Source organism: Methylophilales bacterium MBRSF5, from assembly GCA_001044335.1.
In the GTDB taxonomy this organism is placed as follows: domain Bacteria; phylum Pseudomonadota; class Gammaproteobacteria; order Burkholderiales; family Methylophilaceae; genus BACL14.
Window position 1 is genome coordinate 219840 of the sequence record CP011001.1, and the last position, 24341, is coordinate 244180.

The following is a 24341-nucleotide window of genomic DNA, read 5'->3' on the forward strand; positions in this document are numbered from 1 at the left end:
CATCTGCGATAATAATAAAATAGATGAAAACAAAAATCGTAAACAATTTAATAAGTTTTAGCAGCTTAACAATTATCTCCAGAATCTTAGGTTTTGTCAGAGATATGATAATTGCAAGAGCATTTGGTGTCAGTATAGCAACTGATGCCTTTTTTGTAGCTTTCAAACTACCAAATATGTTACGTCGAATCACTGCTGAAGGTGCTTTTACTCAGGCATTCATCCCAACCCTTTCAGATTATAAAAATAAGTCCAAAAAAGAATTCAACGCTTTTTTAAATAAGGTGGTGACTCTGTTGAGTGCCATTTTACTGTTAATTACTCTCATAGGAGTCTTCGCATCACCGTGGTTGATATATATTAGCGCTCCAGGATTTGAGTATGGCTCTTACCAATTTAATTTGGCATCTGACCTTTTAAAAATTACCTTTCCATATATTTTTCTCATATCGATTGTTGCCATGTTTGGTGGAGTATTAAATACATTTGGAAAATTTGCCGCTCCAGCATTTTCTCCAGTATTCCTCAATCTAAGTTTTATTCTTGCGGCATTATTTTTTTATGACTATTTTGATGAACCGGTCACTGTTCTTGCCTGGGCTGTATTTTTTGGAGGAGTGGTTCAATTACTATTTCAGTACCCTTTTATCTTAAAAATAGGCTGGTCTCCAAAATTAGATTTTGATTTGAGAGATGATGGTGTTTGGAAAGTTCTTAAATTGATGGGGCCATCTATTATTGGTGTTTCCATTACTCAGATTTCATTATTAATCAATACTATTTTTGCTTCATTTCTTCAGCAGGGGAGTGTGTCTTGGTTATATTTTGCAGATCGATTGATGGAGTTTCCTGCAGGTGTTTTGGGGGTTGCATTAAGCACGGTATTTTTACCAGCATTATCTTCATCATTTTCAAATAAAAAATATGAAGAATTTAACAAACTCATGAACTGGAGCATTAGGATAGGACTTCTAGTTTCAATACCAGCAGCAATTGGAATTGCAGTGTTATCGATACCTTTAATTACATCGTTATTTTATTATGGAAAATTTAGTGAGCTAGATTTGGTAATGACACACAAAGCCTTGTATGCATATAGTTTTGGATTGATCGGATTAATTATGATCAAGGTATTTGCTCCAGTTTTTTATTCTCAAAAAAATATAAAAACACCAGTCAGAATCGCTGTTATCACACTGTTTGTTACCCAGGCAATGAATTTAATCTTAATTCCTTATTTTCAACATGTCGGACTTGCGCTTGCTATTAGTGTCGGTGCAACCTTTAACGCAGTCATGTTGTTTTTATCAATAAAGAAAATGAATGACTTTAAAATTGAACCCACAACATTCATTTTTTTAATCAAGGTTATTTTGTCTGCATTTGCGATGGGAATAATTCTATACTTCATCAATCCTGATTTTCAGTACTGGGTGAGTATAAGTTTTCTTTATAGGATTATTTTGTTGCTTGCATTAGTTGCACTAGGTGCTCTTATTTTTGTGAGCTTACTTTTCATTCAAGGCGTTAAATTAAATAAGTTAAGTAAAGATAATGTATGAGAATCTACCGTCATTTTGAACAAGCCAGAAGTTCATGCATAGCCACTATTGGAAATTATGATGGCATTCATTTGGGCCATCAATCACTAATAAATCATGTTATCTCTGAATCAAGGGCAAAAAATTTAGAATCAGCAGTGATTACATTTGAACCACATCCTAAAGAATTCTTTCAACCTAAGGCTGCACCAAAAAGAGTGATTAGCCTAAGAGAGAAGTTAGAATTCTTTCACTCACACAAACTTGATAGAGCTTATGTAATCAGATTTGATGAGAATTTTTCCAATCTTGAAGGAAATGATTTTATTGAGATTTTAAAAAACAAATTGTTGGTAGAGGGCTTGGTTGTTGGCGATGATTTTCGTTTTGGTAAGAAAAGACAATTTGGAATAAATGAACTTAAACAATTTGGCATCCAAGTCACTCAGCCAGGAACAATTTTTCTTAATGATGAGAGAATTTCCAGCTCTAGAGTTCGAGACGCATTGCAAGATGCTGATTTTCATCAGGTTGAATCTTTATTAGGCAGGCCTTATGTTATCGCTGGAAGAGTGATTCACGGAGAAAAAAAAGCCAGACTTTTAGGATATCCAACAGCAAATGTCCATATGTTTCATAAAAGCCCACCATTGACGGGAGTGTTTGCTGTAAAATTAGATTCTTTTTTTGGGGTTGCTAATTTAGGTTTAAAACCAACCTTTGGCGGTGTAAAAAATTTAGTTTTAGAAGTTCATCTATTTGACTTTGATAAGAATATCTATGGAAAACATGTGCATGTCACTTTCTTTAAAAAAATTCGTGATGAAAAGAAATTTTCCACTACAAATGAATTGTCTTACCAAATAGCTTCTGATGTTAATGATGTAAAACTATTTTTCAAATTATGAGTGATGACAATAAAAAATATAGCTTAAATCTACCGGATACAGAATTTCCTATGAGGGGTAATTTGGCTCAGCGTGAGCCAGGTTGGGTATCTTCATGGGCGGAAAAAAAATACTATCAACAAATTAGGGATGTAAAAAAAGGAAAACCTAAATTTATCCTCCATGATGGTCCACCATACGCCAATGGGAATATTCATATTGGTCATGCGGTTAATAAAGTATTAAAAGATATAATTGTTAAATCTAAAGGATTGTCAGATTATGATGCTCCTTATACCCCTGGCTGGGATTGTCATGGCCTTCCAATTGAGTTAGCTATTGAAAAAGAGCATGGCAAGAACCTTGATTCAAAGAAGTTTCGGCAATTGTGCAGGGATTATGCAAACCTGCAAGTAGCTAATCAAAAAAATGATTTTGTTAGGTTAGGCGTATTGGGGGACTGGGATAACCCATACCTAACATTAAATAAAAAAACAGAAGCGGATATTGTTCGCTCACTTGGAAAAATCTACCAGAATAATATGCTGTATCAAGGTAATAAGCCTGTGCATTGGTGTCTTGATTGCGGCTCCGCACTCGCTGAAGCTGAGGTTGATTATGAAAATAAAACCTCAATATCAATTGATGTGGCGTTTAAAGGGGTTGATCAAACAGGCTTGCATCAATTATTTAATTCATCAAAGCTTGAAAAAGACATTTATGCTGTGATATGGACAACCACACCTTGGACACTACCGGCCAATGAGGCTATTTCAGTTAATCCAAAACTAAAGTATGTTCTTCTTGAGCTAGAAGAAAAATTGTTAGTTATTGCAGATGAGCTTGTTGATAAATTTGCTGCAAGAACCGGTCAAACAGTTAATAAAATAAATTCAACCCTAGGTCAGGAGCTAGAAAACTTCTTATTCAATCACCCTTTCTATGTAGAAAAGCATGTCCCAATCATATTAGGAGATCATGTGACAACTGAAGATGGAACGGGATTGGTGCATACTGCTCCAGCGCATGGCTTAGATGATTATATTGTTGGCATGAAATATAACCTGCCTGTAGAAAATCCAGTCAACGAAGAGGGAAGTTTTAAGAGTAATGTGGAGTTCTTTGCAGGACAAAATATATGGAAAGCTAATTCAGAAATTATCGATCTGTTAATAGAGAATGGTGCGCTTATTTTTAAAAAATCATTTGAACATAGTTACCCGCACTGTTGGCGTCATAAAACCCCAATTATATTTAGAGCTACACAACAATGGTTTATCGGCATGAATCTATCACTTGGTCAAAAGACTTTAAGAGATATTGCCAAAGAGCAGGTTGAACAAACAGAATTTATTCCATCATGGGGAAAGGCACGACTTGAGGGAATGATGAAAAATAGACCGGATTGGTGCATCTCACGGCAAAGAAATTGGGGAGTACCCATCACTATTTTTACCCACTTAGAAACAGATGAGCCACATCCTAAGACTGACGAGTATTTTGAAAAAATTGCTTTTTTGATCGAAGAGCATGGTATTGATGCTTGGTTTGATTTGGATATCAATGAATGGCTTGGGGATGATACAAAACATTATAAGAAAGTGACGGACACCTTAGATGTATGGTTCGACTCTGGGACTACTCATGAATCAGTGTTAAAAACTAATGATAATTTAAATTACCCTGCCGATCTCTATTTAGAAGGGTCAGATCAGCATCGAGGCTGGTTCCAATCCAGCTTACTTACTGCCTCTGCTATTTCTGGGCAGGCCCCGTATAAAGCGTTACTAACTCATGGTTTTGTGGTGGATGGTCAAGGGAAAAAAATGAGTAAATCTAAAGGGAATGTGATTGCCCCACAAAAAATAATGGACCAGTATGGTGCCGATATTCTCAGGTTTTGGGTGGCAATGACTGATTTTTCAGGAGAATTAAATATTTCTGATGAGATCATTAAAAGGTCTGCCGATGGTTATCGAAGGCTAAGAAATACACTAAGATTTTTATGTGCAAATATATCTGATTTTGATGCATCTTCTATGATGTTAGAAGAATCCAATTTGTTATTGTTGGACAAATACGCGCTTCTTAAAACCGACGCACTCCAAAAAGAAATAGCTCAGCTTTATGAAAGCTATGACTTTCACCACCTATCAAAAAAATTAGTCAGTTTTTGTTCTGAAGACATGGGAGGATTTTATTTAGATATCATTAAAGATCGACTTTACACCATGCCAGAGAAATCTTTGGAAAGACGTTCAGCACAAACTGCTTTGTATCACATCACTCACGCCTTAACGCGAATGATTGCACCTATCTTAAGCTTTACTGCTGAGGAGTTATGGCAGACGATAACTGATGATCAAAATATTTTTAAGGAATCATGGTATGAATTTACATCTTCATCTTTGAATCAAGAAGAACTCCAATTTTTACGGGAGATTGAAGATATCAGGCCAATAGTGAATAAGAGTATTGAGGCTGAAAGAGAGAAAGGGTTGGTAGGTTCAGCTCTGGAGTGTGGTATTCAGCTGTCATGTAAGCCAGAAACTTTTCAAATTTTAAAACCTTATGAATCAGAGCTCCATTTCATCTTTATCGTATCTAGCGTGAGTTTGATTGAAGAACAACAAAGACTCTCTGTCAGTGTTAAAAAAATTAATCATGACAAATGTGACAGATGCTGGCATTTTGAACCCTCTGTAGGCACTCACCAGGAACACCCCTCCATCTGTGAACGTTGTATTACAAATCTTTTTGGAGATGGAGAAAAAAGAAAGTATGCGTAAGCTTCTTATAGGCTTATGCATCATACTTATTGATCAGCTCTCTAAAAGTTGGGTTGAAAAGAATATCCCTTTCACGGAATATTTGGAAATAAATAATTTTTTTAAGATTGTTCATTTTCAAAATACGGGCGCTGCATTTAGCTTTTTAGATAGCGCATCTGGCTGGCAAAACAACTTTTTTATTCTCTTAACCCTAGTTATCTTAACTTACTTAATTTATTTATATAGACAAAATATATCCAGTCCATATGGGTCGACATCAATCATGTTAATTATTAGCGGCGCTATTGGAAATTTAATTGATAGATTTTTAAATGGACATGTGACGGACTTTATCTATCTGCATATCAATGAATATTATTGGCCAGCATTTAATGTGGCAGATTCAGCAATTACGATTGGAGCAATTATATATCTTTTAGGCTTGTTAAAAGGAAAAATTAAATGACATTTAATAAACTGTTTGAGGAAAAAATTAAAAAAGCTCAATCGAATAATAAGCCATTGGGAAAAGAGTCACACGCGCGCTTACCTAGCGGGCAAACATTGACAGAAAAATTTCCGGTTCTAGACTTGGGCATCACACCTGAGGTTAGCTTAAATGAATGGACCTTAAAAATTTATGGTGAAGTTAAACATGAGCTCGAATTTGATTATGAGAGCCTAAAGAGCAAATTCGATATTGTTGAAGACATATCTGATTTTCATTGTGTGACCCATTGGTCTAAGTTTGATCTAAAGTGGAAGGGCTTTAGACCAAGAGACCTCTTAAAGTTAACCAATCCTCTTGAACATGCAAAATTTATTACCTTTCATTCCTATGACGATTACACCACCAATCTTCCATTGGATGCAATCTTAGATGATGACGTGTTGCTGGCATTTGAATTTGATGACCAGCCTTTAACAAAAGAACACGGCGGACCTGTCAGGGTTGTTGTGCCAAAACGATACGCATGGAAGAGTGCGAAATGGATTAAATCGATTGAGTTGCATAATGAAGATCGTCCAGGATTTTGGGAAGAAAGGGGTTACCACAACGATGCTGACCCATGGCTTGAACAGAGGTATTCCAAATAAATAGGAATATTTCCTGTTCCATTTCCTGATGCGGTCATTTATAATCACTCTCTAAATTATTAGAATATTTCATGAAATTTATATCCTTTTTATTTCTAATTTCCTCCCTTTTTTTTAGTGTTGCCATCATGGCGGATGAGGGTCTATCGCTACGAGAGATCTATGTCATCACCGATGTTGTCACCCCGGGTGAAATAACCTCGGGCGAGAGTATCGGTTCATCGAGACTTAATCAGCAATTCAAGCAGGACACCTCATCACTTTTAGAGTATTTTACGGGGATTGATAATGCCGCAAACGGATCAGTGTCCTCGATCCCTTATATGCAAGGATTGAATGATGACAGAATAAGGATCAGCGTGGATGGCGTGGACCTAAATTCTGCATGTACCTCTCATACCGACACCGATCTATCCTTTATTGATATCAATGATGTTGATTTTATAAAAGTATTTGCGGGAATCACACCAGTGAGTATGGGGGGCGACAGCATTGCTGGCAGTATAAAAATAAAGACAAAGAAACCTACCTTTAGCCAAGACGATCAATTAATTTATTCGACCAACATTAAAAGTTTTTACAAAAGTAATAATGACGAACAAGGGGTTCATTTCAAATCTTCTGTTGCTTCTGGTAACGCATATTTCAAATATTCTGGTAGTTATTCTCAGTCCAATAACTATTCCAGTGCAAATAATTTTAAAGAGGCTAATTACGGTGGAACATCGGATAAAGGCGGAATTCGAGATGATGAAATCGCTTCCAGCGGATATCGAATGGAGAATCATCAATTGAGTTATGGCTACCAGTTAGATAATCATCTACTTGAAATTAAATTTGACTATCAATCTATCCCATACCAAGGTTTTATGAATCAGCGGATGGATGTGGTGGGCCAACACACCCATAAGATTCAACTTAACGACACAATTTCTTTTGCTTGGGGAAAGCTAGAGCTTCAGGCCTATCACCACCAGGTAGAAACCAAAATGAATTTTGGAAAAAATAAAAACTTCAATTATTCTGGAACACCTGGAATGTCCATGACGCACCACGGCTTCACCACTGGGTTTAATGCGGTATCGGATATTTACCTGAATGACAAAAGTACGCTTCGATCTGGATTAGAAACGCAGTTTTATGAGATAGATGATAGCTGGGATCCTACCGGGGGCATGATGTCACCAAACGTCATGAAAAATATTAACGATGGTAAGCGGGATAGATATAGTATCTTTACAGAACTAGACCACCAATGGTCCAAAGAGTGGTTTACCCAGTCTGGGATCAGACTCACCCAGGTCGAGATGGATACCAACGATGTGCAAGGCTATAACAACATGGGTTATGCTGCAGATGCAAATAGCTTCAATGCGCTCAATCATAAAAAAGATGATACCCATCTGGATTTAAGTTTATCAGCCGCCTATTCTCCTAATCTGAATCAGACCCACGAGTTTGGCTACTCCATGAAGAATAGATCACCAACACTGCAAGAAAGGTACTTGTGGTCTAACAATGCCATGGCAGCTTCTATGGCGAACTGGTTTGGGGATGGAAATGGATACGTGGGCGATGTGAATTTGGATAAAGAAACAGCGCATACCTTTGCCTACGCCGCCGTATTCCATGATGCTGACAAGCAATTATGGAATGTTCATTTCAAGCCTTACTTAACTTATATTGATGACTATATTGATGCTGTGTCCTATACTTCCAGAGCGGACGGGTTTCGAACACTGACACTTGGTAATCAAAATGCTCGCCTATGGGGGTTTGATGTGAAGACCTCCCAATATTTAGGCAATATTGCTAAGCTTGGAGATTTTTATTTTGATTCCAAACTCAGTCATGTCAAAGGAGTTAATACCGATTCGAATGATGACCTCTATCATGTGATGCCAACCAATTTAAAATTGATCTTTAGCCAAAAGATTAATCATTGGAATAACGGGATCTATATCCAATTAGTGGATAGCAAGAAAAATGTTAATGATATTCGTCAGGAGATGAAAACCAGCGGCTATGCTCTTGTTGACTTGAAGTCCACGTACCAAAAAGAAAACCTGCAACTGAATTTGGGTATCTATAACTTATTTGATCGAGATTATGATCATCCTTTAGGTGGTGTTTACATGGGCCAGGGGAAAACTATGAACACAACTGGTATGGGGCTAACATACGCCAACGCTGTAAATGTTCCAGGCATAGGCAGGTCTATCTTCACATCAATTGAGTATTCTTTCTAGCCAAAAAAAATTGAAAAAATAAATTTCATCACCATATAAGAAACATGAACAATTCTTATATGGAAAATGAAAGATGAGATTTGATAAATTAACCACCAAATTTCAACAGGCTATTGCTGAGGCTCAGTCCTTGGCAAATGTATCTAATCATACTCAGATTGAACCAGCACACCTATTAAAGGCGCTTATTTCATCTTCCAACAATGATGATATTCAGGATTATCTCCGTTTATCAGGAATGAAAAATACGGCCTATAACTCCATTGAGCAGCTGATTATAAATTTTCCACAATCGCAATCCAATGATAATGAGCCGACTATTTCGAGACAATTAAATTCTCTCCTTAATTGGGTTGAAAAAAAAGCCTTTGAGTTGAAAGATGATTACATATCGACGGATTTATTTCTTTTAAGTCTTGAGACTGATAAAAGTGGTCTCAAAGAAATCCTAATTGATCACGGAATAAATTTTAACAAATTAAAGGAGATTGTTATGAGTGCTAGGAATGAAGAAAATATCAAAACTCCAGATGCAGAAAATCATCGCCAATCTTTGCAAAAATATACGATTGATCTGACCCAATTGGCAAGAGATAGTAAGTTGGATCCGGTGATTGGTCGAGATGATGAAATTCGAAGAACAATTCAAGTGTTACAACGCCGAAGTAAAAATAACCCAGTATTAATTGGGGAGCCTGGAGTTGGTAAAACAGCAATCATTGAGGGTCTTGCACAAAGAATAGTGAATCAGGAGGTGCCAGATTCATTAAAGAATAAACAGGTACTGTCACTGGATATGGCGGCATTATTGGCCGGCGCAAAATACAGAGGTGATTTTGAGGAACGATTGAAGGCAGTATTAAAAGAGATTAACGCTAGCCAAGGAAACATTATCTTATTTATCGATGAAATTCACACCATGGTTGGAGCCGGTAAAACTGAAGGGGCTATGGATGCTGGCAATATGCTTAAACCTGCTTTAGCGCGTGGTGAATTACATTGTGTCGGGGCAACCACGCTGAATGAATATCGAATGTATGTAGAAAAAGATGCTGCATTAGAACGTCGTTTTCAAAAAGTCATGGTAGATGAACCTAATGTGGAAGCAACCATTGCCATCTTAAGAGGATTGCAAGAAAAGTATGAGTTACATCACAATGTAGAGATTACAGATCCAGCAATTGTTGCTGCAGCTGAATTATCTAATCGATATATCACAGATAGATTTCTTCCGGACAAGGCGATTGATCTCATTGATGAGGCTGCATCAAGAATAAAAATTGAAATTGATTCAAAACCTGAACAGTTGGATAAATTAGAAAGAAGACTGATTCAACTGAAGATTGAGCGAGAAGCAGTAAAAAAAGATAAAGATGCTGCCTCAAAAGAAAGATTTGAGATTATTGAATCTGAAATTAAAAAAATTGAAAAAGAATTTGCTGACTTAGAAGAGATTTGGAAGTCAGAAAAAGCGTCCTTGCTTGGAGCTAAAGATATAAAAGAGAAATTGGAATCTCTAAAAATTTCTATGGAAGAAGAAAAAAGGAAAGGGAATTGGCAGAGAGTGTCCGAACTGCAGTATGGTGAAATTCCTAAATTTGAAGAACAATTAAAAAAAGCTGATGTAACAAAACCTGCATCACAAAATAAAATGCTGCGAACTGAAGTCGGGGCTGATGAAATTGCAGAAGTTGTTTCAAGAGCAACCGGAATTCCAGTCGCAAAAATGATGCAAGGCGAGAAAGAAAAATTAATTAATATGGAGTCTGTTTTGCATCAGCGTATCGTGGGACAAGACGAGGCGGTCAAATCAATCTCAAATACCATAAGACGATCAAGGTCAGGCTTGAGTGACGAGGGAAAGCCATACGGATCCTTTTTATTTTTAGGACCAACTGGCGTGGGTAAGACCGAGCTATCAAAATCATTGGCTAGCTTTTTGTTTGATAGCGAAGAGCATCTAATTCGCATTGATATGTCTGAATTTATGGAAAAGCATTCTGTTGCTAGACTTATTGGCGCTCCTCCTGGTTACGTTGGTTATGAAGAAGGCGGCTATTTAACTGAAGCCGTCAGAAGAAAGCCATATAGTGTGATATTGCTTGATGAGATTGAAAAAGCTCATCCTGATGTCTTTAACGTACTTCTTCAGGTCTTAGATGAAGGTAGGCTTACTGACGGCAAGGGGAAAACTGTCGATTTTAAAAATACGGTCATTATTATGACTTCTAACTTAGGGTCTGACTTAATTCAAAAAATGACCCAAGATGATTATCAGGTAATCAAAATTTCAGTCATAGCAGAGGTGAAAAATTATTTCAAACCTGAATTTATCAATAGAATAGATGATGTTGTTGTTTTCCATGGACTGGGTGAAAGACATTTACGTGATATAACAAAAATTCAACTAGAGAATCTATTACTTAAGCTTAAAAAAATTGGAATACAGGCAAAGGTGACAGATAGAGCAGTATCTGAAATTGGTAAGGCCGGTTTTGACCCTATTTATGGTGCAAGACCGCTAAAGAGAGCCATTCAAAATGAAATTGAAAATAAACTTTCAACAGAAATTTTATCTGGTAAATTTTTAGATAAAGACGTTCTAGAAATTGATTTTAATAATGATAGATTTTTATTTAATAAATTAGATCATGCAAAAGTTTGACGATATCAAAATAACAACCAAAAGAGGCCGCGGTTTTTATGACATTACCGCCGATATTAAAAAAATTGTAGGTAATTCTGCAATTGAGAATGGTTTGTTTACTGCATACATCAAACATACATCCGCTAGCCTATTAATTAATGAAAATTATGATCCAGATGTTTTGGTTGACATGGAAACATTTTTTTCAAAATTAGTGCCGGATGGTTCTTCGGACTTTATTCATACGATGGAAGGTGCTGATGACATGCCAGCACACATTAGAACAGCATTGACGCAGACGCATCTATCAATTCCTATTCAAAATAGTGTCTTACAAATTGGTCAATGGCAAGGAATTTTCTTGTATGAGCATCGATTTTCAGCTCATAATCGATCTATTGCTACCCATATTATCGGTGAATGATGTTATTTTTTTGTCCAACCTAATGGGTTAAATGGTTTACTATTTTTACGGAGTTCAAAATATAAACCATTTATACCTAGACCCCCAGTATTTCCAACTGTAGCAATAATGTCACCTTCTTTAACTTCATCATTGACATTTAATAAAACTGATTCATTATAACCATATAGACTCATATACCCTTGACCATGGTCAATGATGATGAGGTTACCAAAACCTCTCAACCAATCTGCATAAGCGACTTTGCCATGAGCAACTGATTTAACATCTTGACCTTCCTTGCCTTCAATAAAGATGCCCTTCCATTTAACCCCAGTATCTTTTCTTTTTGTTCCAAACTTATATCTAATTTTTCCTTTAAGAGGAAGTGTCAACTTCCCTTTTAGCTTGGCAAAAGAGCCACCTTTATATGGCACAACTTTTTCAGTTGATTTTGTTTTTTTTGTTTCTTTTTTTCTTAACTCTTCCTTTTCTTCCTCTTTTACTGCTTTTTTAACTAACTCATCAATGATGGATTTTAATTTTTTTTCATCTTCAATTAATTTTTTCTTCGCCTGCTCTTTGTTTTTTATCTCTTTGGCTACGCTTGCAAGTAATTGTTTTTTATTACTTTTTTCAGATTCTAATTGTTTCTTTATTTTATTTTTATCCTTTTTTTGGCGATCAATCTTAGCTATGGTTTTATTAATAATTTTCTTGGTATCAATCAGTTTTTTTTTGTCTGTCTGTAATTGATTGATTAATTCAAATTGAGCGTTAGTGAAGTAGGATTTTAATTTTTGGTCTCGCAAAATATCACTGGGGTTGTCCCCATCAATGATGGACTTTAAGTATGAAGAGTCACCTTTTTTATGGATATCCAAAAAGAGGGCTGATAGGTAGATCTTTTTTTTACTAATTTCCTGTTCAAGCTTTTTTTGATCATTATTGAGTTGTTTTAATTTTTTTTGATTTTGTTTTGATTTTTTATTGATGCTATGAATTTCTTTTCGCGTTTTACTTATTTTTTTCTCTTGCTGTTTTATTTCATTGTCAATGCTCTTCTTCTTATCCTTATTTTTCTTGATTTCTTTATCTATATCCTTGATTTGTTTCTTTACATTATCAAGGTCTTTTGTACTTTCATCGATACCACTTGTAGCAGGGGATAAATAAAAAAGAAGAAAAAGGGTAATTAAAATTATTTTCATCAAAAGGTGACTAAATTTTTTCCTGTCATTTCACTAGGTGCCTCTATATCCATCATGGCAAGTATTGTTGGAGCAATATCAGATAAGCTACCACTATCAGAAACTTTTTTTGCTCGGTTGTCCATGACAATGAATGGAACTAGGTTTGTTGTATGTTGTGTGTGGACTTGATTATTTTCAACATCAAGCATCAATTCAGCATTACCATGATCAGCTGTAATTATTAAGGAGCCAGATATATTTTCTGTTGCTGAGATAATATCACCAATGCATTTATCCATGGCTTCGACAGCTTTTTTTGCTGCCTCCATATTACCTGTATGACCCACCATATCGCCATTGGCAAAATTACATATGATGACATCATATTTTTTTGAATTGATAGATTCAATTAATCTTTCAGAAACTTCGTAGACACTCATTTCAGGTTTTAAATCATAGGTTCTAACATCAGGTGATGGAATGAGAATCCGATCTTCATTTTTAAATTTGGCTTCTTCGCCGCCGTTAAAAAAGAATGTCACATGAGGATATTTTTCTGTTTCAGCAATTCTAAGCTGAGTTAAACCCTTGTCGGCTAAATATGAACCGAGAGTATTTGTAAGTTTTTCTGGGGGAAACAGCACTGAAATATTTTCAAATGACTGATCATAGCAGGTCATGGTTAAATAATTGAGGCTGGTTAATTTGGTTGATCTTTCAAATTCGGTAAAACGTTTATCTTTAAAGGCACGAGTTAACTCTCTGCCACGATCAGATCGGAAATTAAGAAAGACCACCATGTCATTTTCTTGAATTATGCTTTTAGAATCTAATAATGATGGCAAGACAAACTCATCTGTCTCTCCTCTATGATATGCAGAGTCTAAAGCTTTGATGCTGTTTTGATAAACATGATCAGTTTTGCCTTCTGTAAGCATGTCGTAAGCTAATTTGACTCTATCCCATCTGTTATCCCGATCCATTGCATAAAATCGACCACTTATGGATCCAATGACGCCATAACTGTTAGATGATATCCATGTATCTAATTTATCTAGATATTTTTTAGCACTCTTAGGAGGGGTGTCTCGTCCATCTAGGAATGCATGAACGAAGGTATTCTTTATACCATTACCTTTTGCAATCTTCAGAAAAGCTTCAAAGTGATCGTAATGACTATGGACACCGCCATCAGAAAGTAATCCAAGCAAATGCAGCCTACCTTGATTTTTCTTAAGCTCGTTGAAACTAGTTTTGAGGACTACATTATTTTGTAACTCATTGTTTCTGATGGAGTTATTTATTTTTTGGATATCCTGATAAACTACACGACCAGCACCAATATTAATATGGCCAACCTCAGAATTTCCCATTTGACCATCTGGTAAGCCTACGTGGTTTTCTGATGCATTAATAAGGCCGTTTGGATAATTCGATTTTAAAAAATCAAGATTAGGAGTTATTGCATGAGAAATGGCATTATGGTCATGGTTAGAGGAGTGACCAAATCCATCAAGGATTAATAAGGTGATTGTTTTCTTTGACATAGTTTGAATTATATCATTTGAAAAATCGTCTATATATAACCAAAGATTAGTTTTTTGAAAAGTATTGAATTTTTAAAATAAAGACCCATATAAGTGATATGAAAGTAATAATGTATACGAGTAATTTTTGTCCTTACTGCACCAATGCCGAAAAATTGCTTAACAAAAAAGGACTAAATAATATTAAAAAAATTTTTATAGATAAATCAGAAGATGATCTATTACAAATGATAGAAATAACTGGAAGAAGAACCGTTCCTCAAATATTTATCAATGACCAGCATGTTGGTGGATTTGATGACTTACGAAAATTTGACCAGTCCGGTGAATTAGACAAAGTGATTTCAGATTCAAAGATTTAAGACTATGTTTTACACATTTATAAGTGTAAAATCACTTTTTAAAAAATTAAGTTGGAATAAATATGGCTGAAGATAAAAAAAAGAAAGCAACTAAAACAAAAAAAAGCAATGCAAAAGGCGTTGATCCATCACAGGCACAACAACCGGGATTTGCAATTGAAAAATTATATTTAAAAGACGCATCAGTTGAAGTACCTAATGCTCCAGAGATTTTTACGAATCGTGAAGCACCTAAAATTGGTATCGAGTTGAATAATACCGCTAAACCTTTAGCGGATGGTTTTTATGATGTATCGCTGCAAGTGACTGTCACTTCAAAACAAGATGATAAAGTGGCCTTTCTCGTTGAAGTAACTCAGTCTGGTATTTTCCAAATTAATAATATCCCTGAGGAGGGTTTAGAGATGGTGCTCGCGATCACGTGCCCAAATATTCTTTTTCCATATGCAAGGGAAGCGGTATCTGACATGGTAACGAAATCAGGATTTCAACCAGTTCTCTTGAACCCAATTAACTTTGAAAATTTATACCTTCAGCAAAAACAACAACAAGCCCAAGAGCAAAACAAGAATGATTAAAAAACAAAAGTGGTTTCCACTTTTGTTTTTTTGTTTCATAAGCTCTTTTGCTTATGCGGATTTTATGTCAGTGAATGCTGATCAAGCATTTCTTCATGAAGCGCCATCAGGCTCAACAAAAAAATCTTTTATTGTTACAAAAGGATATCCGCTTGAGGTAATTGTCAGCTTAAAAGAATGGAAAAAAGTGAAGGATCATGAGGGATTGATCAATTGGATCAAAACGATTGATTTATCATCGAAAAGAACAGTTTTGAATTTAAACAGCGATAATCCAATTTACTTAGAACCTTCATCAGCGAGCCCTATCCTTGCAAAGGTGAATGAGAACGTTACTCTTGAGCTTTTAGATGCAAAAAAAATTGATAATTGGGTAAAAGTGTACTCCAAAGTGGGGGACATTGAGGGTTTTATTAAAGCTACTGATTTGTGGGGTATTAAATAATGAAGGTTGCGGTTCTAGGTGCAGGCGCATGGGGGACTGCTTTAGCAATACAGGCGGCAAAAGCTTTCCCGGTAAAATTATGGGCCCGAGACTCTGGCCACGTCTCTGGTATGAAAAAAGCCCGTTCCAATCCAAAGTATCTTGGTGATTTTACTTTCCCCGATCAGCTTGAATTAACATCTTCATTAGATGAGGCAGTATTATCATCAGATATAGTTATTTCATCAGTGCCAACATCCGCTTTTGTAGAGATAATTCAAAATATACAGACTATTGATCCTAATAAATCTATCATATGGACTAACAAGGGACTTGAGGCTGGTTCTAGTCTTTTTCCACATGAAATAATTCAAGACTATCTTGTAAACAAAGAACTTGCTTATGGCGTCTTATCTGGACCAAGCTTCGCAGCTGAATTAGTAAGAGATCTTCCTACGGCAGTGACTCTTGCAACTACAAACCCAGAATTATCTAACTCTGTAGCAAAAATATTCCACCATGGCAGCATGCGCGTGTATCTGAGTGATGACATTGCTGGCGTAACGGTTGGTGGCTCCTTAAAAAATATTATTGCAATAGCCTCTGGAATATCTGATGGTATGGGTTTTGGAAATAATGCACGGGCTGCCTTAATAACTAGAGGAATAGCTGAAATAACCCGATTTGGAAAGGCATTGAATGCATCTGAAGATACCTTCATAGGTTTGGCGGGAATTGGTGATTTATTGCTTACATGTACCGGTCAGTACTCACGTAATCGTGAGGTTGGTATTCGGTTAGCGGAAGGTAAAAGTTTAGATGAAATTCTTTCATCTCTTGGTCATGTTGCCGAGGGTGTTAATGCTTGTTATGAAGTATTTAATAGAATTAAGCATGAAAACATTGATATGCCTATTACTTGTGAAGTGTATCGTGTATTGACTAATGAGATATCTGCTAAAGCCGCAGTAAAAAATCTGTTGTCACGATCATTGACAACAGAAAATTAAATACTCCCTAAGAAATTATTTTGCCTCCAGGCTTCGTATAAAATAATAGACACTGTATTAGCTAAATTAATACTCCGACTATTCTCTGCCATCGGCACCCTTAGTAAATGATTAGGTTCAATTTGATTCCTTATAGAATCAGGCAAACCTCGAGTTTCCGGGCCAAACATAAAGAAATCATCAGGTTTGAAACTTACTGAGTGGTAATATTCTTTTCCCTTGGTTGTTATTCCAAACAAGTTGATATTTTTATTCTTTGATAAAAAATCAGAATAGTTCTCATAGATGACATATAACTCATCTTTTATATAATCTAAACCAGCTCTCCGCAAAGTTTTTTCACTCAATTCAAACCCTAGAGGTTTTATGAGGTGCAATTTACAATTAGAGTTAGAACAAAGTCTAATAATATTTCCGGTATTAGGTGGAATTTCTGGCTCATAGAGGACAATATTAAACATTTGATTATTTTTTATACATTAGTTAATTAATTTTCATTTTTAGTTTACTTCATCTGATATTATAATATTTAAATAAAAAAAGGATTAATATGGACCAACCCATTCATTTTAATAAAATTGATAAGAATTTATCAAGTGATCAGTCAATATCGATTGAATATATTAGCTCTTTGTTTGAAAAACCTTTTAATGATTTAATTTTTCAGGCGCATCAAGTGCATAGAGAAAACTTTAACCCCAATCAGGTTCAGTTAAGTACATTGCTATCAATTAAAACTGGAGGATGTTCAGAAGACTGTGCTTACTGTCCCCAATCCGCAAGGTATGACACTGATGTAGAAAATGAAAAGATATTGGCCCTCGAAGAGGTTATTCATGCAGCTAAAGAAGCAAAAGCTTCCGGTGCAACTCGTTTTTGCATGGGTGCTGCCTGGCGAAGTCCAAAACAAAAAGATTTAGATCTAGTAAAAGATATGATTACAGAAGTAAAGAAATTAGGCATGGAGTCATGTGCAACTCTTGGTATGCTGGATGGGGATCAGGCAAAGCAGTTAAAAGACGTTGGGTTAGATTACTATAATCATAACTTAGATACTTCGCCAGAATTTTACGGAGATATTATAAGCACCAGAACTTACGAGGATCGACTTGACACATTAAAGAATGTTCGTGATCAGGGTATTAATGTTTGTTGTGGTGGAATTGTCGGGATGGGAGAGTCGCTTACTGAAAGGGCTGGGTTATTAGCTCAGTTGTCCAACCTCACACCTCAGCCGGAAAGTGTTCCCATTAATCTTTTGACACAAGTGGAAGGAACACCACTATTTGGTCAAGCGGAGTTAGACCATTTTGATTTTGTTAGAACAATTGCTGTAGCAAGAATCGTTATGCCAAAGAGCTATGTGCGCTTGTCAGCAGGGCGAGAAAAAATGAATGAATCCACACAAGCCCTGGCATTTTTTGCTGGTGCTAATTCAATCTTTTATGGTGATGAGCTTTTAACCACAGATAATCCAGCATCTGAAAAGGATCAGGAGTTGTTAAAAAAACTTGGAATCAAAACCAATTAATTAATGATTGAAAAAGATATAGCTATAGAACTTCAAGATATTGAAGAAAAAAAATTATTGAGAAATAGGGAAGATAGAAATAAAAACTTTTTAAATTTTTCAGATAACGATTACCTTGGTCTTAGAAAAAATAAAAGCATTTCAAGAGCCATGAAAAAATCAATCGACGAGTTTGGAAATGGCTCAGGTGCATCCCATCTCATTTCAGGCCACTTTCGAAGCCACAGCAATCTAGAGTTAAAATTGGCAAATATACTTAATTTTGAAGATGGTCTTTTTTACCATAGCGGGTTCAACGCGAATGTATCTTTTTTTAAAAATATAATAAAAGGCGAGTTTGATATTTTCTTAGATAAACTTTGTCATGCATCTATCTATGATGGAATGTTTTCAACTCAATCACCAATCACTCGTTACCCACATCTCGATTATGATTTTCTTGAACAAAAATTAAAAAATTCAACAAAAGAAAATAAAATTATAGTGACCGATAGTGTATTTAGCATGGATGGTGATATCGCAGATTTATCAAGGCTATATTCATTATCCATAAAATATAAAACTTATTTATACATTGATGATGCTCATGGGTTTGGAGTCTATGGCTCCAAAGGATTAGGGTTACTTGAGAGTCAGGTGGGGGTTGACATAGATAAAAGTAATATTATTCATCTCACAACATTTGGCAAATCTGCAGGGCTAACGGGAGCTATGATTTGCGGATCAAAAAAAATCATTGATTATCTAAAACAAAAATCACGAGAATATATTTATACAACCGCCTCACCTCCGTATCTTGCTGATGGAATTTTAAAGTCAATTGACTTAATAATGAATGGCGAAAAATTAAGAAAGAAGTTAAATAAAAATATTAATTTATTTCGAAATTTGATTCATAAAAAACAGTTACTAATGAATGTCGATGGGCCAATACAACCTATCTTGATAAAAGATAATGAATTGGTAATAAATATTCAAAAAGAACTTTTAGAAAAAAAAATTCATGTTGCAGCTATTCGCTCGCCGACTGTCCCGTTTTCAGAATCAAGACTGAGGATCAGCATATCTGCAAGACATTCAAAAAATGACATTATTCATTTAGCTGACGCTCTGAATAGTTCACTTTCAAATGTTAATTGAGTCATTAGGCGCAGGTCATCCTATAATCTTCATTCATGGATGGGCCATGAATAAAGATGTGTTCAAGCCATTTTTTGAAAAGCTTGATAAAAATAAATATCAACTTCTATTCTTTGATTTGCCTGAAATGGATGAAAATGATGCCTGGGAGAAATGTATCAATCAGATCAATGACGAGATACAAAATTATAACTATGATTCTTTTGACCTTTTTGGGTGGTCCTTAGGCGGTCAAATTGCAATAGAAATTTATCGATTAAATAGGGAAAAGGTAAAAAAAATTACACTTACCTCATCAACACCAATTTTCGTAAACAATGATTTATGGAAGTTTGGACTCAATGAAGTTATTTTTGAAAATTTTGCAAAGTCGATTATGAGTGATCAAAAGAAAACTTTGACCAATTTTTTTAATCTACAACTATTAGGCCAAGAGAACAAAAAAGCTATCCTAAATTATTTAATAAAATGTGTTGCATCTAAAGATATTAATATTAATTCGCTTAAATTTTATTTGTCACATATGAAAAATAATAACTTTTTAACATTTATGGGTAATATGAATTGCGATATTTATTTAATTGCTGGGGATCAAGATAAAATTGTTCCTATTCAATCACAAACATTCATGCAAAAAAATATTAAGAATGTAAAAAAAACAAAATTTATCAATAAAGCCTCGCATGTTCCTTTTTTATCACATCCTGATGAATGTGCTACCTATCTTGATGATATTTATTCATGAATAAATTAAAAAAAATTAAAGATTTCAACAGTGCAGCAGAACATTACGATCGGGATGCTGTAATGCAATCAATAATTGCCGAGGAGTTGATCGATAGACTAAATTATATAAAAATAAATCCCAAGCGAATATTGGATATTGGTTCTGCAACAGGAAAAAATTCAATCTTATTGGAAAAGATTTTTCCAAAAGCGGAGATATATGAGCTTGATTTTTCATTAGATATGTTAAAAGTATCAATGAATAAAAGAACTTTTTTTAATAAATTGTTTTCATCTAAAAAAAGATATTTTGTGAATGCTGATATGGATCAATTACCATTTCATGACAATACTTTTGATCTAATCATTTCTAGCAATTCAATTCAATGGTCTGAGAATGTTGATCTACTATTCAAAAATATAAATAATATATTAACTATTGATGGCTTATTTTTGTTTTCCTCTTTTTTAAAAAATACATTAATTGAATTACAACAATTTAAAGCTAATGAGTTAACCCAAAATTTCTTAACGATTCAAGAATATGCTGGGATATTAAATAATAATAATTTTTACGATCCAGTTTTAATAAGAGATGAGTATCAAAATCAATATGACGATGCATTATCAGCATTGCGTGATTTAAAAAAAATTGGAGTGACAAAATCGGAGGATTCTAATAAAAGCCTCAGAGGAAAAAATTATTTATTAAAACTGATTGATCATTTAGATCAATTTAAAAAAAATAATAAAAACATCCTCAGTTATGAAGTAATTCTGGGCCATGCCTGGAAAATTCGAAATGCAGAAGAACATGTTATAAGGTTAATGAAGTAATGAAAAAATTTTTCATCACTGGTACTGGCACAGGTATTGGTAAAACATATATTACCTCTGCCATTCTAAAAAATATCTTATCGAGAAAAAAAATTATTGGTATTAAACCCATTGCTGCTGGATTTAGTCAGAATTCAATAAATGAAGATGTCCAGACCCTCTTAGATTGCCAGGCTTCAATTAATGACCATCATAAAATTAATTTTTACTCCTTAAAAAAAGCTGTCTCCCCTCATATTGGAACAGAAGAGGAGGGTATGCAAATTGACTTTAATCTTATTAAACAAAAGATAAATGATCTAGAAAACGAATACGATCGTATTCTGGTTGAGGGTGTTGGGGGTTTATTATCCCCGGTGGACCAATCTAGGACGAATCTAGACCTGATTCGCCATCTAGATATTCCTGTAATTGTAATTATAGGGTTAAAACTCGGATGTATAAATGATGCCTTACTAACTCAGCACGTACTCGAATCAAATGGTATTAAGGCAGCTGGATGGGTCGGGAATCTCATTGATCCTGAGATGGATGAGGTTGACAAAAATATTGAATATTTAAAACAAAATATCAAATCGAAATGCCTAGGCATCGCGAGGCACAATGATTCTAATTTTAAATTAAATATATAGTTTATTTTTTATGATGTAATTAAGCACATCCTCGGAAATTAAATTCTGAACATCTTCGATGCGCTGATTTTTAATTATTTTTTTTATTTCACTGGATGAAGCATCATAGCCATCTCCATCGTGGTAATACAGACAGTTATTTTGTTGACTTTGAAATTCTTTGAAATTTTTTACTATATCAATCTTTTTTGTTTTTGCTATCCGATGAAAGTCATCAATATCTGATTTTCTCTTTATGACAATTATCTTTACTAACTCTGTAATTTTCTTCCAGTCTTTCCATCTATCAAAGCTGTAAAAACAATCTTCTCCAAATACAAGAACAAGTTGTGGGTATGTTTTTAGGTAATATTTAATGGTATCTATTGAAAAGGTAATTTGGTCTGATTGATTCACCTCATAATTACTTACTTCGACATCTTTGGTTGCAGCATTTATCATATTAATACGATGTCTTGCTTCTGTTAAATTTTTATTGAAGGCAGATACTCCGGTTGGGACAAGAATAATATTTTTAAAATTTAATAATTTGAGTTGATTGATAATATATTGATGGCCATTATGAAAGGGATCAAAAGCACCGCCAAACAGCGCAACATTATTTTGCATTATGAGCGAGTTTGCCCTTCGCCATAGACAATATATTTTTCTGACGTTAATCCCTCAAGGCCAACAGGCCCACGAGCATGAAATTTATCAGTAGAGATTCCCACTTCTGCTCCTAGGCCGTACTCAAAACCGTCTGCAAATCTTGTTGAGGTATTAACCATCACACTAGATGAATCTATTAACTTTAAAAAAGTTTGTGCATGAGTATAATTTTCCGTGATTATAGCTTCAGTATGTTTAGATGAATGTTTGTTAATAAAGTCTATCCCTGCTTTTAGAGAATGAACAATCTTAATGGATATGATTGGTGCTAAATATTCTTCAAAAAAATCTTCAGAAGTGGCTTTTGTTATGTTGGTAAGTATCTTGCATGTCTCATTGCAGCCGCGTATTTCAACTTTATGTTTTTTAAATTTAGATGCAATTTTTTTTAAAAATTGATCAGCAATTGATTTATGAACAACAAGTGACTCTAGCGTATTGCATGTCCCATACCTTTGGGTTTTTGAATTTTCAACTATATTAATTGCCTGATTTATTGACGCAAACTCGTCAACATAAATATGACAATTTCCATCAAGATGTTTAATAACTGGTATTTTGGCATTATCACTAATATTTTTGATTAAACCTTTCCCGCCCCTAGGAATGATGACATCAATATAGTCTTTTACCGTGATCAGGTCGGCAACTAATGATCGATCAGTTTTATTTACTATTTGTACTGCATTTGGAGGAAGCTTAGCTAATTGCAATGCCTTTTGAATTAGCTTCCCTAAAAATAAATTTGAGTGAAGAGCTTCAGAACCGCCTCTTAAGATTACAGAATTTCCTGATTTAACCGCAAGGGCAGCTACATCAATAGTAACATTAGGCCTGGATTCATAAATTATTAATATGACTCCAAGTGGGACTCGCATTTTTCCAATTTTTAAACCATTTGGCCTAACATTGATATTTTCAATATTTCCTATCGGGTCATTTAAAGAATGAATATTTCTTAAACCTTCACACATTGAATCTAACGTCTTACCATTGATAACTAGTCGATCAATAAAGGCTGGATCCAAATCATTTTTTTTTGCTAGGCTTAAATCTTTTTTGTTTTCACTAATAATTTTTGTCTTGTTAGACATTAATTGTTTTTCAAGATGTAAAAGAAATTCATTCTTAGATAATGATGATGCATTTGCAATTGAGGCCGAATCTGTTTTTGCATTAATAAGAAGATTTTTTAAATATTTATCCATTACGTGCCTTTAAAAAACAAATTTGTAAAATTTTTTTTATTTCCAACTTAGCATCAAGATCAATATATTGACCTTTACTTATTTTATCAACTAAGTGAATTTTTTGAATAATATTTTCTAAAAGTTTGAGACTCATCTTTGACGAAGCAGCTTGGCAAAATTTTGAAAGATCTCCAAATAACCTTAAATTTTTCAAATTAATGCTTGAATCATTTTTATAACGATAAACAGCTTTAAAAAACCAAAATAATAAACTATTGAATTGAATTGGATCATTTAAGGATTGTAAAAATTTTTCAACTTTATTAATAAAAACTTCTTGTTTGTCTTTAAAAATAGATGCAATGATATCAAAGCCTTCATAGCTTGACTGGTTATCAATATTATTTTTTGTGTATAAGGTTTTTAATTTCAAAACATTATGGAGTGCTAAATAATTATTTGCAGTAGCGACCTCAATTGAGTTTATCTCGTCTGATGTTAAATCAATACTATAAGAGTTTATTAAATAAGCAAGATATTTGTTTTTTTCAAATTCTTTGATCTCTGTGTCAATAAATAATGAATTTAATCCTTCAAAATCAATTTTATCCTTTTTTGAGTATTTGATAATGAAAACGTTTTCACTTGAATTTTCTCTTAATATCGCATTAATTTTGGGAATATTTTTTGCATTTTTTATATTTATTTTTATCAAGTGCCTTTCTCCAAACAAATCTTGCGAAAGGTATTGATTCAGTTCGTCTTCAAAGGAGATTTCATTGATGTCTATAGATAGATCTTTAATTCCTAAATTAACTTTTATCTCATGAATGCAATGATCAGAAATACATGCATCATGATCGTATAAGAAAAAAATATTATGTTTTTTTATCACATCGGATGTGAGATCAAAAACTTTCAATT

21 protein-coding genes and 2 pseudogenes are annotated in these 24341 nt (G+C 34.4%); 17 read left to right on the forward strand and 6 right to left on the reverse strand.

Going from position 1 to position 24341, the window contains the following annotated elements; all coding sequences use genetic code 11:
* Positions 1-23: 23 nt before the first annotated feature.
* The 8 genes from UZ34_01295 (at position 24) to UZ34_01330 (ending at position 11617) form a co-directional block, all read left to right on the forward strand.
* A complete protein-coding gene (locus UZ34_01295; protein AKO64106.1) occupies positions 24-1562 on the forward strand; it encodes a membrane protein in 1539 nt (512 codons plus the stop codon).
* Entirely contained in the window at positions 1559-2449 is an 891-nt protein-coding gene (locus UZ34_01300; protein AKO64107.1) for an FMN adenylyltransferase, read from the forward strand. Before UZ34_01295 ends, UZ34_01300 begins: the two co-directional genes overlap by 4 nt.
* Positions 2446-5217, forward strand: a complete 2772-nt coding sequence (locus tag UZ34_01305; GenBank protein AKO64108.1) for an isoleucine--tRNA ligase — start codon at positions 2446-2448, stop codon at positions 5215-5217. The genes UZ34_01300 and UZ34_01305 overlap by 4 nt, the downstream gene beginning before the upstream one ends.
* On the forward strand, positions 5210-5665 hold the full coding sequence (locus tag UZ34_01310; protein ID AKO65127.1) for a hypothetical protein: 456 nt from the start codon (positions 5210-5212) through the stop codon (positions 5663-5665). The genes UZ34_01305 and UZ34_01310 overlap by 8 nt, the downstream gene beginning before the upstream one ends.
* Positions 5662-6297, forward strand: coding sequence for a molybdopterin-binding protein (locus tag UZ34_01315; GenBank protein AKO64109.1), 636 nt, complete (start codon positions 5662-5664; stop codon positions 6295-6297). Before UZ34_01310 ends, UZ34_01315 begins: the two co-directional genes overlap by 4 nt.
* A 71-nt stretch (positions 6298-6368) precedes the next feature.
* A complete protein-coding gene (locus tag UZ34_01320; GenBank protein AKO64110.1) occupies positions 6369-8546 on the forward strand; it encodes a hypothetical protein in 2178 nt (725 codons plus the stop codon).
* 73 nt (positions 8547-8619) lie between these two features.
* The gene (locus tag UZ34_01325) at positions 8620-11211 is read left to right on the forward strand and encodes a protein disaggregation chaperone (GenBank protein AKO64111.1); all 2592 of its coding nucleotides are present in this window, start codon (positions 8620-8622) and stop codon (positions 11209-11211) included.
* Positions 11198-11617: a hypothetical protein gene (locus UZ34_01330; protein ID AKO64112.1), complete on the forward strand. Its 420-nt coding sequence runs from the start codon at positions 11198-11200 to the stop codon at positions 11615-11617. Before UZ34_01325 ends, UZ34_01330 begins: the two co-directional genes overlap by 14 nt.
* Before the next feature lie 2 nt (positions 11618-11619).
* On the opposite strand, the pseudogene UZ34_01335 reads toward UZ34_01330, so the two are convergent.
* A pseudogene (locus tag UZ34_01335) lies at positions 11620-12261 on the reverse strand (hypothetical protein).
* 545 nt (positions 12262-12806) lie between these two features.
* Positions 12807-14336: a phosphoglyceromutase gene (locus UZ34_01340; protein AKO64113.1), complete on the reverse strand. Its 1530-nt coding sequence runs from the start codon at positions 14334-14336 to the stop codon at positions 12807-12809.
* Positions 14337-14434: 98 nt separating this feature from the next.
* Between UZ34_01340 and UZ34_01345 the strand changes: the two genes are divergently transcribed.
* From UZ34_01345 to UZ34_01360, 4 genes are all read left to right on the forward strand, one after another.
* The gene (locus UZ34_01345) at positions 14435-14698 is read left to right on the forward strand and encodes a glutaredoxin (protein ID AKO64114.1); all 264 of its coding nucleotides are present in this window, start codon (positions 14435-14437) and stop codon (positions 14696-14698) included.
* 62 nt (positions 14699-14760) lie between these two features.
* Positions 14761-15276: a preprotein translocase subunit SecB gene (locus UZ34_01350; protein ID AKO64115.1), complete on the forward strand. Its 516-nt coding sequence runs from the start codon at positions 14761-14763 to the stop codon at positions 15274-15276.
* Between the two features lie 37 nt (positions 15277-15313).
* Positions 15314-15721 carry a hypothetical protein gene (locus UZ34_01355; GenBank protein ID AKO65128.1) on the forward strand — a complete coding sequence of 136 codons (408 nt, stop codon included), beginning with the start codon at positions 15314-15316 and terminating at the stop codon, positions 15719-15721.
* The gene (locus UZ34_01360) at positions 15718-16710 is read left to right on the forward strand and encodes a glycerol-3-phosphate dehydrogenase (GenBank protein ID AKO64116.1); all 993 of its coding nucleotides are present in this window, start codon (positions 15718-15720) and stop codon (positions 16708-16710) included. Before UZ34_01355 ends, UZ34_01360 begins: the two co-directional genes overlap by 4 nt.
* Here UZ34_01360 and UZ34_01365 read toward each other — a convergent pair.
* Entirely contained in the window at positions 16707-17171 is a 465-nt protein-coding gene (locus tag UZ34_01365) for an rRNA methylase (GenBank protein ID AKO64117.1), read from the reverse strand. The two genes, UZ34_01360 and UZ34_01365, sit on opposite strands and share 4 nt — an antisense overlap.
* Positions 17172-17260: 89 nt before the next feature.
* On the opposite strand from UZ34_01365, the gene UZ34_01370 reads away from it, so the two are divergent.
* From UZ34_01370 to UZ34_01390, 5 genes and pseudogenes are all read left to right on the forward strand, one after another.
* A complete protein-coding gene (locus UZ34_01370; GenBank protein ID AKO64118.1) occupies positions 17261-18241 on the forward strand; it encodes a biotin synthase in 981 nt (326 codons plus the stop codon).
* Positions 18242-18319: 78 nt separating this feature from the next.
* Positions 18320-19381, forward strand: a pseudogene (locus UZ34_01375) (hypothetical protein).
* Positions 19371-20126, forward strand: coding sequence for a hypothetical protein (locus UZ34_01380; GenBank protein ID AKO64119.1), 756 nt, complete (start codon positions 19371-19373; stop codon positions 20124-20126). Before UZ34_01375 ends, UZ34_01380 begins: the two are co-directional and overlap by 11 nt.
* Positions 20123-20944 carry a hypothetical protein gene (locus UZ34_01385; protein AKO64120.1) on the forward strand — a complete coding sequence of 274 codons (822 nt, stop codon included), beginning with the start codon at positions 20123-20125 and terminating at the stop codon, positions 20942-20944. Before UZ34_01380 ends, UZ34_01385 begins: the two co-directional genes overlap by 4 nt.
* Entirely contained in the window at positions 20944-21576 is a 633-nt protein-coding gene (locus UZ34_01390) for a hypothetical protein (GenBank protein ID AKO64121.1), read from the forward strand. Before UZ34_01385 ends, UZ34_01390 begins: the two co-directional genes overlap by 1 nt.
* On the opposite strand, the gene UZ34_01395 is transcribed toward UZ34_01390, so the two are convergent.
* Genes UZ34_01395 through UZ34_01405 form a run of 3 tightly spaced genes read right to left on the reverse strand, consistent with a single transcriptional unit; the run spans position 21565 to position 24339 of the window.
* Positions 21565-22185: a hypothetical protein gene (locus UZ34_01395; protein AKO64122.1), complete on the reverse strand. Its 621-nt coding sequence runs from the start codon at positions 22183-22185 to the stop codon at positions 21565-21567. The genes UZ34_01390 and UZ34_01395 overlap by 12 nt on opposite strands.
* Positions 22185-23435: a gamma-glutamyl phosphate reductase gene (locus tag UZ34_01400; GenBank protein AKO64123.1), complete on the reverse strand. Its 1251-nt coding sequence runs from the start codon at positions 23433-23435 to the stop codon at positions 22185-22187. The genes UZ34_01395 and UZ34_01400 overlap by 1 nt, the downstream gene beginning before the upstream one ends.
* On the reverse strand, positions 23428-24339 hold the full coding sequence (locus UZ34_01405) for a hypothetical protein (GenBank protein AKO64124.1): 912 nt from the start codon (positions 24337-24339) through the stop codon (positions 23428-23430). Before UZ34_01405 ends, UZ34_01400 begins: the two co-directional genes overlap by 8 nt.
* Positions 24340-24341 lie beyond the last annotated feature (2 nt).

Bases quoted from the DNA above. Each gene is read 5' to 3' on its own strand.
- UZ34_01380 (AKO64119.1), top strand. From the start codon at position 19,371: ATGTTAATTGAGTCATTAGGCGCAGGTCATCCTATAATCTTCATTCAT.
- UZ34_01325 (AKO64111.1), top strand. From the start codon at position 8,620: ATGAGATTTGATAAATTAACCACCAAATTTCAACAGGCTATTGCTGAG.
- UZ34_01345 (AKO64114.1), top strand. From the start codon at position 14,435: ATGAAAGTAATAATGTATACGAGTAATTTTTGTCCTTACTGCACCAAT.
- UZ34_01370 (AKO64118.1), top strand. From the start codon at position 17,261: ATGGACCAACCCATTCATTTTAATAAAATTGATAAGAATTTATCAAGT.
- UZ34_01305 (AKO64108.1), top strand. From the start codon at position 2,446: ATGAGTGATGACAATAAAAAATATAGCTTAAATCTACCGGATACAGAA.
- UZ34_01365 (AKO64117.1), bottom strand. From the start codon at position 17,171: ATGTTTAATATTGTCCTCTATGAGCCAGAAATTCCACCTAATACCGGA.
- UZ34_01390 (AKO64121.1), top strand. From the start codon at position 20,944: ATGAAAAAATTTTTCATCACTGGTACTGGCACAGGTATTGGTAAAACA.
- UZ34_01350 (AKO64115.1), top strand. From the start codon at position 14,761: ATGGCTGAAGATAAAAAAAAGAAAGCAACTAAAACAAAAAAAAGCAAT.
- UZ34_01385 (AKO64120.1), top strand. From the start codon at position 20,123: ATGAATAAATTAAAAAAAATTAAAGATTTCAACAGTGCAGCAGAACAT.
- UZ34_01310 (AKO65127.1), top strand. From the start codon at position 5,210: ATGCGTAAGCTTCTTATAGGCTTATGCATCATACTTATTGATCAGCTC.
- UZ34_01295 (AKO64106.1), top strand. From the start codon at position 24: ATGAAAACAAAAATCGTAAACAATTTAATAAGTTTTAGCAGCTTAACA.
- UZ34_01395 (AKO64122.1), bottom strand. From the start codon at position 22,185: ATGCAAAATAATGTTGCGCTGTTTGGCGGTGCTTTTGATCCCTTTCAT.
- UZ34_01315 (AKO64109.1), top strand. From the start codon at position 5,662: ATGACATTTAATAAACTGTTTGAGGAAAAAATTAAAAAAGCTCAATCG.
- UZ34_01300 (AKO64107.1), top strand. From the start codon at position 1,559: ATGAGAATCTACCGTCATTTTGAACAAGCCAGAAGTTCATGCATAGCC.
- UZ34_01340 (AKO64113.1), bottom strand. From the start codon at position 14,336: ATGTCAAAGAAAACAATCACCTTATTAATCCTTGATGGATTTGGTCAC.
- UZ34_01320 (AKO64110.1), top strand. From the start codon at position 6,369: ATGAAATTTATATCCTTTTTATTTCTAATTTCCTCCCTTTTTTTTAGT.
- UZ34_01400 (AKO64123.1), bottom strand. From the start codon at position 23,435: ATGGATAAATATTTAAAAAATCTTCTTATTAATGCAAAAACAGATTCG.
- UZ34_01330 (AKO64112.1), top strand. From the start codon at position 11,198: ATGCAAAAGTTTGACGATATCAAAATAACAACCAAAAGAGGCCGCGGT.